This window comes from Thalassotalea insulae, assembly GCF_030161395.1.
GTDB classification, from domain to species: domain Bacteria; phylum Pseudomonadota; class Gammaproteobacteria; order Enterobacterales; family Alteromonadaceae; genus Thalassotalea_E; species Thalassotalea_E insulae.
In genome coordinates this window covers 2,112,362-2,129,546 of record NZ_BSST01000001.1, presented here as the reverse complement: position 1 = coordinate 2,129,546, position 17,185 = coordinate 2,112,362, and the positions used below count along the sequence as shown (strand labels likewise).

15 protein-coding genes are annotated in these 17,185 nt (G+C 42.4%); 11 read left to right on the top strand and 4 right to left on the bottom strand.

Annotated features, from left to right (window positions below):
• The first annotated feature begins 7 nt into the window (after window positions 1-7).
• A complete protein-coding gene (locus QQK06_RS09730) occupies window positions 8-526 on the top strand; it encodes a hypothetical protein (protein WP_284244468.1) in 519 nt (172 codons plus the stop codon).
• Window positions 527-602: 76 nt separating this feature from the next.
• Here QQK06_RS09730 and sigX read toward each other — a convergent pair whose 3' ends face one another.
• The 3 genes from sigX to QQK06_RS09715 are packed head-to-tail and all read right to left on the bottom strand — an operon-like array spanning window position 603 to window position 2,213.
• Window positions 603-1,139 (bottom strand): RNA polymerase sigma factor SigX, encoded by a 537-nt coding sequence (sigX, locus tag QQK06_RS09725; protein WP_284244467.1) that lies wholly within the window; start codon window positions 1,137-1,139, stop codon window positions 603-605.
• Between the two features lie 16 nt (window positions 1,140-1,155).
• Window positions 1,156-1,980 (bottom strand): mechanosensitive ion channel family protein, encoded by an 825-nt coding sequence (locus QQK06_RS09720; protein WP_284244466.1) that lies wholly within the window; start codon window positions 1,978-1,980, stop codon window positions 1,156-1,158.
• Window positions 1,980-2,213: a hypothetical protein gene (locus tag QQK06_RS09715; protein WP_284244465.1), complete on the bottom strand. Its 234-nt coding sequence runs from the start codon at window positions 2,211-2,213 to the stop codon at window positions 1,980-1,982. Before QQK06_RS09715 ends, QQK06_RS09720 begins: the two co-directional genes overlap by 1 nt.
• A gap of 315 nt (window positions 2,214-2,528) precedes the next feature.
• On the opposite strand from QQK06_RS09715, the gene QQK06_RS09710 reads away from it, so the two are divergent.
• The 10 genes from QQK06_RS09710 (at window position 2,529) to QQK06_RS09665 (ending at window position 16,346) form a co-directional block, all read left to right on the top strand.
• Window positions 2,529-3,572 carry an OmpA family protein gene (locus tag QQK06_RS09710; RefSeq protein WP_284244464.1) on the top strand — a complete coding sequence of 348 codons (1,044 nt, stop codon included), beginning with the start codon at window positions 2,529-2,531 and terminating at the stop codon, window positions 3,570-3,572.
• A gap of 94 nt (window positions 3,573-3,666) precedes the next feature.
• Window positions 3,667-3,828: a hypothetical protein gene (locus tag QQK06_RS09705; protein WP_284244463.1), complete on the top strand. Its 162-nt coding sequence runs from the start codon at window positions 3,667-3,669 to the stop codon at window positions 3,826-3,828.
• Window positions 3,829-4,164: 336 nt separating this feature from the next.
• A complete protein-coding gene (locus QQK06_RS09700) occupies window positions 4,165-4,887 on the top strand; it encodes a substrate-binding periplasmic protein (protein WP_284244462.1) in 723 nt (240 codons plus the stop codon).
• A 178-nt stretch (window positions 4,888-5,065) separates the two neighbouring features.
• On the top strand, window positions 5,066-6,517 hold the full coding sequence (locus QQK06_RS09695) for an MBL fold metallo-hydrolase (protein WP_284244461.1): 1,452 nt from the start codon (window positions 5,066-5,068) through the stop codon (window positions 6,515-6,517).
• A 154-nt stretch (window positions 6,518-6,671) separates the two neighbouring features.
• Window positions 6,672-8,630 carry a TonB-dependent receptor plug domain-containing protein gene (locus QQK06_RS09690; RefSeq protein WP_284244460.1) on the top strand — a complete coding sequence of 653 codons (1,959 nt, stop codon included), beginning with the start codon at window positions 6,672-6,674 and terminating at the stop codon, window positions 8,628-8,630.
• A 19-nt stretch (window positions 8,631-8,649) separates the two neighbouring features.
• A complete protein-coding gene (locus QQK06_RS09685) occupies window positions 8,650-9,825 on the top strand; it encodes an HmuY family protein (RefSeq protein WP_284244459.1) in 1,176 nt (391 codons plus the stop codon).
• A 60-nt stretch (window positions 9,826-9,885) separates the two neighbouring features.
• The gene (locus tag QQK06_RS09680) at window positions 9,886-10,485 is read left to right on the top strand and encodes a MotA/TolQ/ExbB proton channel family protein (protein WP_284244458.1); all 600 of its coding nucleotides are present in this window, start codon (window positions 9,886-9,888) and stop codon (window positions 10,483-10,485) included.
• On the top strand, window positions 10,472-10,777 hold the full coding sequence (locus QQK06_RS09675; RefSeq protein ID WP_284244457.1) for a DUF2149 domain-containing protein: 306 nt from the start codon (window positions 10,472-10,474) through the stop codon (window positions 10,775-10,777). Before QQK06_RS09680 ends, QQK06_RS09675 begins: the two co-directional genes overlap by 14 nt.
• Window positions 10,778-10,791: 14 nt before the next feature.
• Window positions 10,792-14,967 (top strand): cobaltochelatase subunit CobN, encoded by a 4,176-nt coding sequence (locus tag QQK06_RS09670; protein WP_284244456.1) that lies wholly within the window; start codon window positions 10,792-10,794, stop codon window positions 14,965-14,967.
• 209 nt (window positions 14,968-15,176) lie between these two features.
• On the top strand, window positions 15,177-16,346 hold the full coding sequence (locus QQK06_RS09665) for a serine hydrolase domain-containing protein (RefSeq protein WP_284244455.1): 1,170 nt from the start codon (window positions 15,177-15,179) through the stop codon (window positions 16,344-16,346).
• A gap of 147 nt (window positions 16,347-16,493) precedes the next feature.
• Here the strand turns inward: QQK06_RS09665 and QQK06_RS09660 are convergent, their stop codons facing one another.
• The gene (locus QQK06_RS09660; RefSeq protein ID WP_284244454.1) at window positions 16,494-17,171 is read right to left on the bottom strand and encodes an HD domain-containing protein; all 678 of its coding nucleotides are present in this window, start codon (window positions 17,169-17,171) and stop codon (window positions 16,494-16,496) included.
• Window positions 17,172-17,185 lie beyond the last annotated feature (14 nt).

Here is a 17,185-nt window from a genome sequence, read left to right as displayed (position 1 = left end):
AATTAACATGACAACAATATGCATTGACCTGTTACCAGAGAATGCTTTATCGATAAAATATGCACATCAAGGGGCACACACAGATTGCTATTACATTGACATCCCTAAAAAAGTGACGCTAACGCAATATATCGAGGCTTTTTATACAACGCCGGTCTTTAAAATTGAACACATCATCTTGTCAATTTTTGCCAAAAAACATGTCAGCAATAATGATATTAGCGCTTTAGCGAACGGTAATAGTAATCAATTTTCAATCTGGACGGTCGAAGATAAGAGTAATAACCAAATATTACTGTGTGAATTCACCAAAAGTACCCGCTCTTGGTTAATGACAGCGTCTTTAGAACACCTGAATCAGCCCGTTACCCGGCTTTACTTTGGTTCTGTCGTCGTTCCCAGAACAGTATCATCATCAGGAAAAAGCACTTTCGGTATCTTGTTTCATGTATTTTCCGGTTTTCACAAGTTATACAGTCGGGCGCTACTAAAATCAGCATTTAACGCACTGGTGAAGCATAAATAACACTTAAAATAGACAAAGCATCGGCATTATTCGGCGTTGAATAACTGCCAAGAATAGCGATATTAAGACAGTTGAATTACTCCGCTTGAACGTGCGCCTTTAAGTAATCAATCACTCTTTTATGGCGCATTTTTACTGCTGATAATTTCATTTCACAGATATCGGCAATTTCCTGAAATTCTAATCCGGTGCGATATCTCAGTAGCATGATGTTGCGGTCAACAAATACTAATTCATCGAGTAGTGATGATAATAACTGAGTAAAGTCACCTTCGTTCACCATAGGAGCTTCGAGAGTGTCAAGGTAATCACTATCATTGTCATAAAGCTCCCAGCGACGTTCTCTAATTTTATTTATGCATTCATTATGAGCTATTTTAAACAGCCAAACTTTAAACGAGACGATCCATTTAAAGCCTTTGAGGTGGTTCAAGGCTTTAATGATCGTTTCTTGCACAGCATCTTCAGCATCAGCCAGATTACCCAGAACTTTCGCACAATAGCTTTTGAGTCTGGGTAAATAAGGGGTGATCAGCTGCTGAAAAAATTGTGTATTATACGGCAAGCTCTCTTGCACTAATGCAACGAGCTGCCGTTCATTCAAGGCATTCAAATCAATCTGACCTGACTTACCCTTTAGTCACTTTATTGGCTAATAAAAACGTATTTGGCACAGTCACAATCTGCTCTTGTTCTGCCATGACTTTACTGGCAACACTGCCGATTGACACTAAAGTGCCTTTTACTTCTTGCACTGTGATGCTATCGCCCGCTTGATACATTTCTCTTAAATAAACACCGGCGACAATTTCCTGCGCCATTGACTTTGTTCCTATCCCTAAAGAGATTGCAGCGGCTAAACCAACGCTGGCAATAACGACAGAAATAATGGTATTAAGCAGTGAAACATCGATATCAAGCTGAGTGATAGATAATGAGAACGTGATCACTATGATGATGCCGCGGCATACTTCCGCAACCGAACGACCATAATCGACGCCAGTATTTTTTGCCGCAATCTTAACGGCATTAAACACGATCTGGGCAACAAAGAAACCACACAGTAACACCGCCAATGCCGCCAACAATTTAGGTAAAAACAAGGCTAAGGTATCAATTAAGCCAGACAACATAGTTAGACCAACAATATCTAACGCCGCCAGTAAAAAGATCAACATAACAAATATTGAAATTATTCGGGCGATCACTTCACTACCGGTAACCTTAATATCCATTTTGCTCAATAAAACATCCAGCCCTAACTTATCTAAAAAGTTATTAAAACCAATTTTACTGAGTGTTTTGTTAAGAAAACGCTTAATCAGTGTAGCGACTAGCCAACCGACTAACAGAAATACTATGGCAACAATAAGGTCTGGTAAAAACGTCATTACCTTGTGCCATATCGTCATTAATCCGTTATAGGTTTTTTCTGTGATATTTTCCGTTGCCATTACTTGTTCCTACCTTGTGCCATGTTGTTTAATACGGGCTTCAAAATTTTGATAAATATGCTGACAAATACCACCCAAATAGAGGCCATGCCCAGCGCAAGTAAATCTTTACTACCCTGTTGTACATTGACAGTCGTCGCTGCCCGTTTAAATAATTCGTCGTCTGGCGTGTTAAAGGCGACATCCTCATCACTGGTCAGCCCCTCCGCCAAACTTTGTTCAATACTTTTCATTTCTTCCCCTAGCAATCACCACCTGCTTAAACCAATAACGTTTCGTTTTGATAAAAGTCACAAAAAATAATCAATTAATATAAATTTTGTCGGCGGATTGTACGTTAATTTCGAGCATTATTTCTATGACTAGTACAGAAAATAACTATTTAATCAGCACTTAATACATAAGTTGTTTTCAATTTTTCTATCAATTTTTTGCCAAACATCAACAAATAAATAAAAAAAATAATTTTTTTGTGACTTTCTTGTTTTCTCACCGTTATAGCTGGCAGACATTAAGAAAAATTTATCTGATCTACACAAGGAATTATCATGAAAGCATTTAACATTTCCCTACTCGCAGCCCTTATCAGCGCACCTTTAGCTGCACAAAATATCGATAAAACATGGGAAGTTGGCGTATTTGGCGATTACATAAAATCAAGTACCAACAAAGAAGATTTAATTGACTGGCAACAAATTGAAGCTGGCAAGTCTCTTGGCTTAGACTTACAAAAAATTATCAATGAACAATGGAATGTACGTTTAGAACTTGCCAGAACACGTTTTGACACCGAAAACGGGCACGACAAAGAATACGGCAACCGTTATGGTATTGACGCCATCTATCACATTAAAGATAGCAACGCTTATACGTTTGCCGGCGTTAAACGCTTCAATAATGTTAAAAGCTACAACGCTGTAAACCTTGGTGCAGGCTACACAGTAAGCATAAATGACAATCTATCACTTTATAGTGAAGCTGCCGTTTATAGGGATGTGGATTACGGTTACACCGATCAGGGCATTAAACTTGGTATGAAATACACCTTTGGTAAAACTCAACCAGCCCCTGTGATTAAGCAAGCTAAACCGGTAAAACCAGCTAAGCCGGTCACAGTTGCCGACAGCGATAATGACGGTGTTAACGATAACAATGACCAATGTCGTCATACACCTGCTAACGTTAAAGTAGATGCGAAAGGTTGCACAGTATTCACTAACGAAACCGTTGAAATGTCGCTCACCGTTGCTTTTGCCCATGACAGTGCCACGATTAAACCTTCTTCAATTCATGAAATCAAACAACTGGCTGATTTTATGAACAAATACCCAGATACTTCAGTTGAAATCGCGGGTCATACTTCTTCAGTTGGCAGTGCTGAATACAACTTAGGACTCTCTCAACAACGCGCGGACGCAGTAATGAACGTTTTAGTGGATACATTCAATATTAACGATTCTCGCTTATCAGCAAAAGGCTATGGTGAAAGCCAATTGCTATCGGCTGACAATAGCGCATCAGCACATGAAAAAAATCGTCGTGTTGTAGCCAAGATTACCGCAACAGAGAAAAAAGCACAGGTAAAACACTAATCATATTGTCGATGCATGAATGCAGTATTTCACTGCATTCATGTTCACGATTTCTGGTTGCCTAATCAACATTCTCGATAGGAAATACACACTAATGAAAAAGATAAAAGCATCCACATTAACCTTTATCAATAAAAACATTAAAACGAACGAACATGCTTCATCCTATCCGGTTCGTAAAGTTAAAAATGAAAAAATAACCAATATCCCGTGCCCACAGGAAATTGTTAAAAAGAAGCAGCAAGCCATTTGTTAAGGCAGTACTCGCACAACTCTGTCAGATGCCACTATCAACATCTGGCAGTCTCTTACCATGACAATACGTTTACTAAAGTAAAGTTATAATTTGCATAACAAGAACACCTGTTCCAAGCGGATAACCATACCCAGTACTAGTCATTTAGTTATCGAAGAAAACCCTCATGCCTTAGTAGCAGAAGTTCGACATTCCTTTAATTAGTAAAGTTAATTGTTCAGCTATACTATAAATTACAAACGGTTAACGGTAAGTAATGTGCTTTTAAACTGGTATTCTGATTACAACAATAGCGATAGATGGTACCTATGGTGTCATTTATCGCGACTAACATGCTTGTTTTTTTTTCTCAAGCTATCCGCTATTTCGGCTCAACCACTCGATACCGTCAAATTAAATGCCGTAACCGAAAACCTGCCGCCTTATCAAATCGTAAAAGATAATCAATTGATCGGTGGCAGTTCTTATTTTTTAGTCAAAGAACTGCTGCAACGCGCCGGTTATCAAGTGAATTTTCAAGTACTTCCCTGGGCGCGGGCTTATTATATTGCGGAGCATCAAGCCAATGTTGTGATTTTTTCAATGACTCGTAGTAGCGCGCGGGAACATAAGTTCAAATGGATTGGTCAGCTACGAGAATTAACTTACAGCTTTTATGGGGTAAAAAAAGATGACTCGATCATCATCAACTCAATAGATGATGCTCGATTACTTACTGTTGTTGCGGTGCGTAACAGCTTTGAAGCTCAGTCATTAATACAAAAGGGCTTTATTGTTGACCAAAACTTAATTCTGGTGAAGAATTATCAACTAGCTTGGCAAATGTTACACAAGGGCAGAGCTGATTTAACCTATGCTAATGCCTTAGTCGCAGAGCAAATCAACAAAAGTTTTCGCATACAACACACCCCTTTTTTTAAACAACCTTTTGAAGTTGAAAACAACGCTTTGTACATCGCCGCCAGCCTGAAGACGTCTGACACTATCGTTGAAAAACTAAGTCTAGTGTTAAACGATATCAAAAATGATGGCACTTTTTATCAAATTAACAATCCATAAAAAAGCAATATATTAATAATTACAGCAATTTAACTAACGTATCATCTTGTAACACCTTAGTGCACTTACCGTAGAATTCATACCATTGACCTCATCCAGATTGAGTTGCTTAACAACAGCAACTAACGTGATTTGACGCTGATTTTTTCAGCATCTTGAATTTATCTAAGGAATGAATATGCAGCTATTTAATCGTCAAATCCTGTTTGCTTTCTGCTGTATAACAGCGTTCAGCACTGTTGCTGGCGAACAGGAACAAGGTATTATCGAACGTACTATACACGCTTATGGTGGTAAGCAATTACTAGCGCTTAAAACCATTAAAATCGAAGATGAATATAAAGGTTTTCGTTATGGGCAAAGTAACAGTCCTGATGAAGTAGATATGGTTGATTATCGTTCCAGCCTGACCATTGACTTAGAGAATAAGCGCAAAGACTTTAAATGGCTACGCGGCAACCAGGCTGATTTTTCCACTCAGCACAGAATATTTAATGGTCGCACCGGCTATGTTATCAATCATGATAAGCAAACCCTAACGCAGGATAACCATATCAACTACCGCAATGCTGGCCGTAATCACAGCTATTATCTCGATACGGCTATGGTGTTATTACTTAACGAGAACAAAAACAAGGTAAAGTATCTCGGTCAGAAAATGTTACACGGCAAAGCACATAATTTGCTTGAGCTAAATACTCAAGGTTTTAAAAACCTGACCTTTTACCTTGAAAAAGAAACGGGTAAATTAAGTTTAATGACCCGGCCTCATTGGCGTCCCAATACCTTTTTTAACTATAACTATTCAGACTATCAACAGCAGCAAGGGATCACTTATGCTGCCAGTACTTATGTCACCCGAGGCGGCCAGCCATTTAACGCGTTCGTTAAACGACAAGTTGACTTTAACCCTACAATCACTAATGAGTTTATCGTACCGCAAGACTATGGCAAGGCACCCGATATCTTAGACTTTAGTGAAATGACGATCTCTTCTCCTGGCGATAACCTTTATTTAGTTGGCAAAGACTGGGGCTTTACCCTGTTTATTGACGCTGGAGACTACTTTATTGCAGCGGGCGGTTATCAAGATCTATCCAAACGGTTCGCTTTAATGAAGGAAAAAACTGGATTAGATAAACCACTGAAATATCAAGTTGTTAGCCATCACCATCTCGATCACCTCGGTGGCATGAGTGAAGCAGCGGCATTAGGGGCTTCTTTTATCACCGTCCAGAGCAATGTTGCCAGTATTCAGCAAGTGCTGGATCAACCATTACCAGATCAACGCTTTATTATTATCAAGGAGCAAGCAAGTTTCGCCAACGGCTTAGTACAAATAATTGATTACCCTAACAGCCATGCCAATCACAGTCTGCTCACCTATATCCCTGAGGCTAAATTACTGTTTAGTGCCGATTTATATTTATCCAGACAAAAAACCGGCGCCCCCGATGGCTCCCCTGAATTAGCTCAACTAAAAAATACTTTAGCCAAACATAAACTTAAGGTTGAACATTTTGCCGCCGCTCACAGCAGCAGAGTGCTAACCAATAAAGATTTCAACGCCTCACTAAACAACATGCCAACTGCTGTATGCCCAGCAAATTGGCAAATATGCTTTGACTAAGACACCAAGTAATCATTAAACAATTCATACCACTGATATCGGTAAATATCAGTGGCTCACTCACATTCTCCACAAAAAAATTACTTGCTATTCACTTTCCACCTTTATAACATACAAACAATAACAATTATCATTTGCATTAAAATTTAGATTAATGAATCCTTCTTTACTATCCTTAGTGATGCTAACCACAGCGGCAACAGCTATCGCACATGCTGAAACAACATCCAGTCAGCATGAACATATCGTTGTTACCGGCACTCGCACCGCTAAACTATTGAGTAACTCTCCGGTATTAGTTGAAGTGGTTGATGGTGAAACCATTGCCAAGATCAGCCAGGGAACAATGGCGCAGGCGCTGAACTATATTCCCGGCGTCGTAGTAACACGCAGTGTAAAAGACGGTTATAACGTGCAAATGCAGGGCTTTGACGGCGATCATGTGCTAGTACTGATCGACGGTCAAACCATCATTAGCCCGACCGGCTCTTCCGCCGATCTCGACCAAATCCCCGCCAATAATATTGCCCAGATTGAAGTGATCCGCGGTGCTGCTTCGGTAATGTATGGCAGCTCTGCCATGGGAGGAGTGATCAACATTATCACCAATCAATCAGCTGAACCGGCATTACAGTTTGATTACGATGTCAGTCAGTATCAGGGTAACACCATAAAAGATAATGACCTGAACCATACCTTTAAGCTAAATGCCGTCGAACAGTTTAATGGTTGGCGTACGAATTTTAACGCCCTGGTTATCGATAATCAGGGCTTCGATTACGACCAAACCACGGTTAGTCAGGACGCCGCCAGTGTTGACAAAGTTTTTATTCGCCTCGGCGCCAGCAAACCTCATAGTAATGACATTACCACCAGCATTAATTATCAGTTACTGGATGAAATGAAAAAGCGCGACAGCTCAAAAATTCCCGGCCGTAGCGATGTAATTTTCTACCAAACCGATGTTAATCAGCATCAACTGGATATTGGTGTAAAAGGCAATAGTCAACCGCAATCGCCCTGGCAACTTAATGCCCGTTATATCAGCCATCAGGAGACTAGCGGCCAGTCAAACAGCCTGCGCAATACCGACATCACGCTGGCAGAAATTAATGGCCAGCAGGTATTCCAATTCAAGCAACTGGCACTGGTAGCTGGTGGCGTATTGCATAGCGATAAGCTTGATCAGACAAAACCAGCTGAAGATGTCATTGAAATTAATGATAAGCATAGAGAAAGCGCTGAACTTTATCTGCAAGCTAACTGGATTAACGATAGTTACCAGCTGTTGGCAGGCATGCGCAGCCAGTACGATTCTGACTTTAACTGGCACCATGCCATGCGGCTGAGTACTATGGCTAATTTCCAGCTGGCGAAAAGTCAGCTGCAATGGCGCGCCGGAGTCGGCCAAAGTTATCGCGTGCCTAACTTAAAAGAGCGCTTTTACCTGTTTGACCACAGTGCTCTCGGTTATATGGTGTTAGGTAATGCACACCTTGAACCTGAAACTGCCAATTCCATTAATTCCAGCCTAACATTCGATACCTCGATTGCCGACGGCAGAGCCGATGTCAATGTTGATTTCAGCCTGCATTATTCGAAAACCAAAGACTTGATCGACACGGTTGTCGACACAGATATGTCTGAACAGCAGCAGTTAGCAATTTATCATTATCAAAACATCAATAAAGCCGATATTTACGGCGTTAATGTTAGCACTGAACTGAACTTAAGCGACTGGCAATTACAGTTAAATTACAGCTACCTAGATAGTAAGGATAGCAACAATCAGCGCCTGTTTTCTCGGCCTCGCCACCAGCTAAAACTTAATATTAAGTACGAAGTAAGCGCTTATGATCTTGAACTGATCGCCTACGCCCTCTATCAGGCAGATGAAGCGGTACCGACGAGTTATCGCAGTATTGCCAACAACGAATACACCACAGTTACCGCCTTGATTACTCAAGCGATAACCGATCAACTTTCCTGGCGCATCAGCATGGCAAATATTTTTGATCAACATCAAGCCAGCAACGCCAATCGCCAGAACCTGTTTGATGCTCGCCCGGTTAGCAGCCGTACCATTAGTGCCGGCGTCAGCTACCAGTTTTAACTATTAATTTGGAGATCCCATGAAATTCAACTCAGCTTTATCCATAACCAGTTTGGCCTTAAATTTGACATTGTGTGCCATACTTAGCGCCTGTGGCGGTGGCAGCAGTTCAAAAGACACTACAGACCCAGAACCCCAACCAACTCCTGAGCCAACGGCGCCAGTGCAAGGGCAAATATTTGGCCCATACAGTACAGGTAGCGTTAACGAGCCAGCATTTGTTTATTTCGATCTCGACAGTCACAGTGTGGTTGCGTTAACGGCAGAGCAAGCAACAACCAATACCGAATGGGATATCGCTTTTAAACGCAGCGGCATTTACCTGAATCAGCATCAAGAAAATACCATTACTGCCTATTCAACCGGCAATAACAGTGACTTTTTCGACGCTGAAGGCAAGCCAATTGCCGATAGTTTTATTAATGCCACTGCCGACACGGAACTTGATGACTATTTAGCAGTAACCACCAGTAATGTCCCAACAGAAGAAGGTGCCTTTGTTGGCGACATCACTTCCAATATTGTTGATGGCTTTTATAATTATAATTCATCAACTCATGTCGTCACCGCCGCTGAAGATCACTATTTTATCGTCCATTCTGATGATGCGTTTACCAAGTTCAACGTCACCAACATCACTACAGAAGGTAGGGCCATGAGCGAAATCAGCATAGCGCTTGGTTATCAAGGCGTAAGCGATGTTGAGTTTGGCATAGCGCAAACATTAACTATCGATGCAGCATTAGCCTGCTCTGGTGATACCGACAGCATCTATATTGATTTTGATACTCAACAGGAAGTAACAGTTAACGATGATTGGGATATCAACCTGCCCTGTATCGAAAATAATGCCGACAATAACAGCGGCGCTGATTTCATAATTAATCTTGCTGACGACGCTAAAGCACTGCAAGATTTTGATAATAACTACACTAGCGTAGACGCCAGTGCCGTTGCTTACTATGGATTTAAAGACAACAGTTATTCGGTAAAGGCGTTCGACGCTACCCCCTGGTATCAGTACAACTTAAGTGGCGGCCACTTACTATGGTCACAGTTTGACGTTTATCTGATCAACACGCCAACCAGCACTTATAAGCTACAAATGACCAGCTATTACAATGAAGACGGTGTTTCCGGCCATATCAGCTTTAGGGCTGACCAGTTAACTGAATTAGCAGGCACCAGCCAATAATTCCCCAGTGGCACAAAGCAGATTTTTATCTTGTGCCTAACGTAACTTTTTGGAGAACTTATGATCGCCCAAATTGAACAGCTCATGTACCAGTTATCTGACTTATTTATGGCACCTGTACTGGCGCTGATAGCGGTGTTGTTTATTTACTCGCTGTTTGCCAGCGGCCAATTTTTTAGCCAGAGTCTGCAGCGAAAACGTCAGTATTCATCATTCGTAACACTGATCAATACTGGTATCGGCAACAAGCAGCCATTAACGCTAACAGGCTACCCGCTAGCTACTCTCGCCAATGAATATACAACGATTAGTCAGGAGCAATTGGACGTTGCCGCACTAAAAGAGCTGGAAGGGGTGCGTAATGTCAGCAGGTTAGCACCAATGTTGGGGCTAATCGCTACCATGATCCCTATGGGGCCAGCATTAAAAAGCCTTGCCGACGGTAATATTCAAGGCATTAGTGAAAATCTGATCGTTGCTTTTTCCGCCGTTATTTTTGGTTTGGTTATTGCCTCCATCACTTTCTGGATAGCATCAGTGAAAAAGCGCTGGCTGGCAGAAGAGTTAGTCGCTTTGCTACCGCTGTTAAATAACACGCCGAAAATTGCTAAATCTCAGGCAGAAGTACATGCAGTGGAGACTAACCATGCGGCTGCTTGATGAAGACGAAGCCATCAACCCAGCACTATCTGTGGTCAACCTGGTCGATGTATTTCTAGTATTAGTTGCTGCACTACTTATTGCCATCGCGCAGAATCCGCTCAATCCCTTTATGGCTGAAGACGTTACCGTGATTAAAAACGCAGGCAAAAACGATATGGAAATTATCGTCAAGAAAGGCACCACCATAGAGCATTTTAAAAGCGAAGGAAAAACCGGCTCAGGCTCCGGTAAAAAAGCTGGCACTGCTTATGAAATGGCAGATGGCAGCATAATTTACGTCAAAGAATAGCGATTAAAAACCCGATGAGAAACCCGTTAATTACCCTAGTCCTAATACTGGCGATATTGTTTAGTTTTGCTGGTGCCGCCAGCGAAAATTCAGCCAAAGCTGACACTGAATTTGCCAACAAGTTGCTGTTTGTTAGCACCGCCCATAGCAATAAAGCAAAAGTACGTTTGTTGCAGAAAATGGCCAAACAGCATAAGAACTTATGGCAAATTGAACAACAGTCGGCACGCTCACTGTCTGAGTCAATAAAAGACAGCCACACCTTTGCTCAATTATTTAACCGCTATGACTTAGTGATCTTAGATGCCGTTTCAGCGCACGAAGCACAAAAAAACTATGGCAGTTACAGCGCTATGCTAACTAAGGTAACTTCACCGGTAATCGCAATAAACGCGCTCTCACATGATGCTCTTAATAAAAGATTAAATAGCGAAATAAGCGAGCAAATACAAAGTTACTGGCAAAACGCAGGCCGCACTAACCTTAATAATATGCTGAGCTTTATTTCATCGGCCATAAGTAATCGCAATACAGATAAAGTCCCCGCCCCTATTATTTTCCCGAAGCAGGGCATTTATCACCCGGAATTATCACAAGTAATAGTTAACGATTTAGCCAGCTACCAGCAAATTAAAGCACCTAAGCCGCAGCAACCGAAAATAGCGCTATTACTGCAACGAGCATTAATAGAAACCGAACAAACCCAGCTAATCGACAGCACCATTGCCCAACTGGAAGCGAAAGGCGCCTATGTTGTGCCCTTCTACTTTGAACTAAGTCCAGCCAGTGGCGACTATAGCCAATTATTGCAAACCCCCACCTTTGAAAATGGCAAAGTTACCGGCCAGCAAACCGCCGTCGATTTAATTATTAATTTTCGCAATATTCACTGGGCCAATAAGCGCAAAGTAGAATTCGAACAGTTCGGCGTTCCGGTGATACAGGCGATGACTTACTACTCTGGCGATCAAGTTGCCTGGGAGCAGGATATGCAAGGTGTATCACCTGGAATGACCGCCTTTACTCTGGTACTGCCGGAAACTGCTGGCGTAGTCGATCCTATGGTAGTAGCCGCCATGGACATGAAAAGCCAGCAAGTAGAAATTATCGATTACCAGTTGCAACATTTAGTCAATAAAGCGCTTAATGTCGTTAAGTTAAAATACAAAGCCAATCAAGATAAAAAGCTAACGGTTTTTGTTTGGGGTGATAAAGACGTTGGCGCCTCTTTCATGAATATTCCTGACAGTATCGAAGCCATCAGTGAGCGATTGGCGCAGCAGGGTTACCAAACCTCAGAGCGCGATGCCAAATACATTACCGATAATATTAAGCAGATTCTCGACCCGTTTTATCGCGACTATCAGCTGACCGAGCTATTAGCACAAGACCTGGCCGAACTAATGCCTATCGATACCTATTTAGCCTGGTTCAACAGTTTACCTCGTCAGCTCACCGAGAAGATTAATGATCACTGGGGGCAACCGCAAGATAACTTTATGGCGGTTGAAAAAAACGGCAAACATTACTTTATTCTGCCGCGTATTCGCAACGGCAATATGCTGATCATGCGCCAGCCACCACGTTCAGATAATAAAAATGATGAAAACATGATTTATCATCAGGGTATAGTGCCGATCAACCATTTCTATCTGGCGGCTTACTTTTACGCCCGTGAATACTGGCAATCCGATGCCATTATTCATTTAGGCACCCATGGCTCACAGGAATACTTAAACGGTAAAGAGCGAGGCCTGTCGATTTACGATCAGGGGAATCTCGCGGTGTGGGATACACCGGTGATCTATCCGTTTATTGTTGATGATGTTGGTGAAGCGATGCAAACCAAGCGCCGTGGCCGGGCAACGGTGATCTCGCATATGACGCCGCCATTTGCCGCCGCCGGTTTGCAAGGAGAAATTCGTAACCTGCATGAATTAATGCACCAATATAAACAGCTGGATCAAGGGGGCGTTAAACAAAAAACCGCCAAGCAACTCACCGCATTATGTTTTGACACTAATGTCTGCAGAGATATCGACTGGCAACAACCACAAATCGATCGAAATTTTGACCAGTTTATTGAAGCGCTGCATCTTCATCTGGAAGATCTGGCGACCGCCAATCAGCCATTAGGCCTGCATACTTTTGGTCAGCTAGCAGAGCAGGATTTGCTGATTTCAAGCTTAATACAAATGTTAGGGCAAGATTTTTCACAACGCGCCAGTGACTTTGAGCATAAGTACTTTGAACATCAGCACTTTGGCTATCAACAACATCAGGAAACAACCACCGGTGAGCATAGCCATAACTACCATCAAACAGCCAAAGATACCGAGCAGGACGTAAAACAACTCGCCGGTTACCAAACCGTTAAACAATTTATTGTTAACAGCAATGCTCAGGCAACAGATATCGCTATAACCGAGCTATCTGATGAACTACAAGCAGATATCAAACGCGGCAAAACGCTTTATCAAAGCATGTTGGGCATTAATGAGCTCAATGCGATGTCGGATGCGTTATCTGGCAAGTACATCCCGGTAAAAACCGGCGGAGATCCTATTCGTCATCCTGAATCATTAGCAACCGGTTTTAATTTATACGGTTTTGATCCAAGCCGGGTGCCAACCCAAGCCGCGTATCAGCAAGGCAAAGAACTGACCGAGCAGATGATAGCCAACTATTATCAACAGCATCAACAATACCCGGACAAAATGGCATTTTCCCTGTGGTCAATCGAAACCATGCGCCATTACGGTGTGCTTGAAGCGCAGGTAATGGCCGCTATCGGAGTAAAACCAAAATGGAGTGCCGACGGCCGGGTAATTGGTACTGAGGTTATTCCATACAGTGAGCTCAAAAGGCCACGGGTTGATGTGGTGTTATCTGCGACAGGTTTATATCGCGATGCTTTCCCGAATGTGATGCAACTACTGGCGAAAGCAATCAATCAGGTCGCCGAGCTAACAGAAGACAACAACTCGATTTGGCTAAACAGTAAAAAAATAAAAGCCGAGCTGATCGCCGACGGCCTGAGCAAAGAAGATGCACAATATTTATCGACTATTCGAATTTTCTCAAATAAGTCAGGTGATTATGGTTCTGGTGTAGATGATGCCACCTGGGCCAGTGATACCTGGGAAACCGACAAGAAAATTGCCGATAACTACCTGAGTAAAATGGGTTACTTTTACGGGGCGGATAATAAACGTTGGGGACAAAAAGTCACTAACAACCAGGGGCAAGATATTCAGCTCTACGCCAAACAGCTATCAGGTACAGATATCGCGATGTTTGCCCGTTCATCTAACCTGTTTGGCATGTTAAGTTCCGACGATCCATTTGAATACTTTGGCGCGCTCAATCTGGCAGTACGCAATATCGATGGCAAAAGTCCGGACATGGTAGTGTCAAACCTGCGCGATGCCAATAATGCCAAAGCCGAAGACGCCAGCCTGTTTCTGGCAAAAGAATTACGCACCCGAATGTTCCATCCAAGATGGATCAAGGAAATGCAAAAAGAAGGTTATTCTGGCGCGGTATCTCTGGCTTCGCGCATGGATAACTTTTTCGGCTGGCAAGTAGTGTCACCAGACTTAGTGCGTAATGACCAGTGGGATCAATATATGGATGTTTATGTTAACGACAAACTTAATCTCGAGCTGGATAAATGGTTTAAGGAAATTAATCCGGCAGCACTGGCGCGGATGATGGAACGTATGCTTGAAGCCGAGCGTAAAGATTACTGGCAAGCAGATCCCCAGCGCTTAAAACAGCTGGTAGAAAAATACATCGACATAGTGCAGCAAAACGAGTTAGTGGTACTCAATGATGCGCTCAAACAACATGTTAATGAACTCGCCACCGGCTTTGGTTTAGCGCCATTAAACACAGCACAAACTATCAGAGATATGGCAAAAACTGCGATGGCACAAAAGCTACGAAATGCCGAGCAGCTCACTCAACCACAGGCAACGCCTGAGCAAAACAAGCAAACTCAACAGCAAAAAGTGGAAGGACAAAAGCTGGAAAAACAAACCGCTAAAACCAATGAAGCGAATAACAATATTTACTACTCGTTGGCCGCAATGCTATTTATCGTTATATTTGGCGCTTGCTGGCAAACCATGCTAGGAACAACCTCTCGTCACCAGCGCTATTTGCTGGTTAACGACACCAAACAGTAACCGCAGCTTGCGGCCACTTCTACTTAGAGGTGGCCACTTCCTTTCCAACATAGCTTCAGATCCTAACTGAAATTATTTACTTGCCAATACACTCTATTTCTTATTTTTTAACCTTGATACAACTTGATACAAAGAGCTAAACAAGGATACAGCTTCCCTCATTTTTGTTCGCTACATTATCCGCATCTTTATTTAATCAGGACATCAAAATGAAATTAACTCAGCCACTTTTCCGCACTATGACATCCGCCATTAGCTGCGCTATCGCATTGACATTATCCGCTTGCGGTGGCTCAAGTAGTAAATCTACAACCGCAGAAGCCAAGCCAAACACTATTGAAATGTTTGATTATCAAGCCTTGATCGATAACGCAGTCACCGGTGAAATCCCAGGTGTAGTACTTTATATCGACTCTCCTGAATTACACTTTCACGGCGCAGCAGGACTAGCCGATCTTAATCAGCAGACTCCGATGCAAATTGATGCAAGAATTCCCAATGGCAGTGCCGGTAAAAAACTGACCGCCCTGTTAGCTGGCATGCTGGCAGAGCAGCAATTACTGAATTTGGACGCTAACATTACCGACTACCTTGCTCCTGCCATTACTAACAGGATTGCCAATGGCTCAGAAATCACCATAAGACAGATGTTGCAACATACTGCGGGGTTATTTGATTATCTTAATGATTCAGACGGCGCCTTTTATCAGGCGGTACGGTTAGATCCCGACAGTATTAAAACAGATATTTTCGCGATCCAATTTGCTTTTGATCAGGACGCGAAATTCGCACCGGGGCAGGACTGGTCATACTCGAATACCGGATATATCTTAACCGGTCTGGTTATGGATCAAGTACTCGGCGACCATCATTTTAACGCAATGCGCAGCCAAATTTTCGAACCCTTTTCCCTGAACAGTATGAGTTATGGCGGTCTGGAAAAAGATCATGCGCCAATCACCTCCGGCTATTTTAAAGATGATGCTGAGACGATAAACACCCGCCCATATTACCAAAACATCGGCGTAGCTGATGCCCCAGTTGTCAGCACCGCAAAAGATATGGCCGATTTACTGAAATTGATTGTTGATGGCGCGCAAATGAGTGCAACAACTCATGACTTATTGGTTGCTGATGAAAGCTTTGTTGATACCGGTATTGGTTCCTTGCAGTACAGCCATGGCTTATTCAAAGAAACCATTAACGGCAAGCAGGTATTACACCACGGTGGAAGTGAACTAGGTTATGCGACTTACAATTTTTACATCTCAGAAACAGATACTTCAGTTGCCATGTTAATTAACTGTAATGGTTACCAAGCCTGTGATAACGCGCACACCGCTTTGTATCAACAAGTGATTAATCAATTAACGAAATAAATACGTTTAAGTATTATGCGCCCAAAGAGTAAATCAGATAACGCCTATAAAACCAATGAAACATAATTCAATAGGGTCAGATCTGTTGATGTCGATTTAAAAAGCCAGATCAGTTTTTAATCTGATCTGGCCCCATTGATTTAACGATTACAACGCACTGCCATTACGGGTTTCAGCTTTCAGGTTTTGAATAAATCGCTCGGCTCTATTTACTCTCTGCTGAGCCAACTTTTTTGAAGCCGTCAGTTTTAACTTTGCCGGTAGTTGAGTATGAAACCTTTCAATCGTGTTAAGTGCACCTGTTAAACCCTCCGCCCACCTGTGTCTGGTAGTCATCGATAATATTCGGGTAATGCCAATAGTGCCTAAAAAGTCTAAGGTATCTGCATCATGAAACGCCTGCGCCAGCTTATCCTTTCCCGGTTCGCTATAAAACATATGCCCGAGAATTAGCGCGTTAACGGCCGGAATTTTTTCCATCGGAAAGCCAACCGATAACAAAATACTCTCGATATTATCCACCGCAGTTTGCGAATGCTCAGCATCATCAATTTGATAAGGTGGAAAAACCCCTAGATCATGCAAAAATGCGGCGGCAAACACCACCTCGCTATCGAACGGAATATTTTCCTGCTCTGCTATTTTTTGGGTTAACAAATAATTACGCTGATAATGAGCAATACCCCAGGCACTATGTTGCAATAATTTATCCGCAAACTGATATATCTCGCGTTTCCAAGGCTTACCCAAGCTAATTACCGCAGGTGTTTCACTGGCATCAGAAACTGCGCTAGCAAACAATAATAATAACCATAAATACGGCATATTCTCTTGTTCCT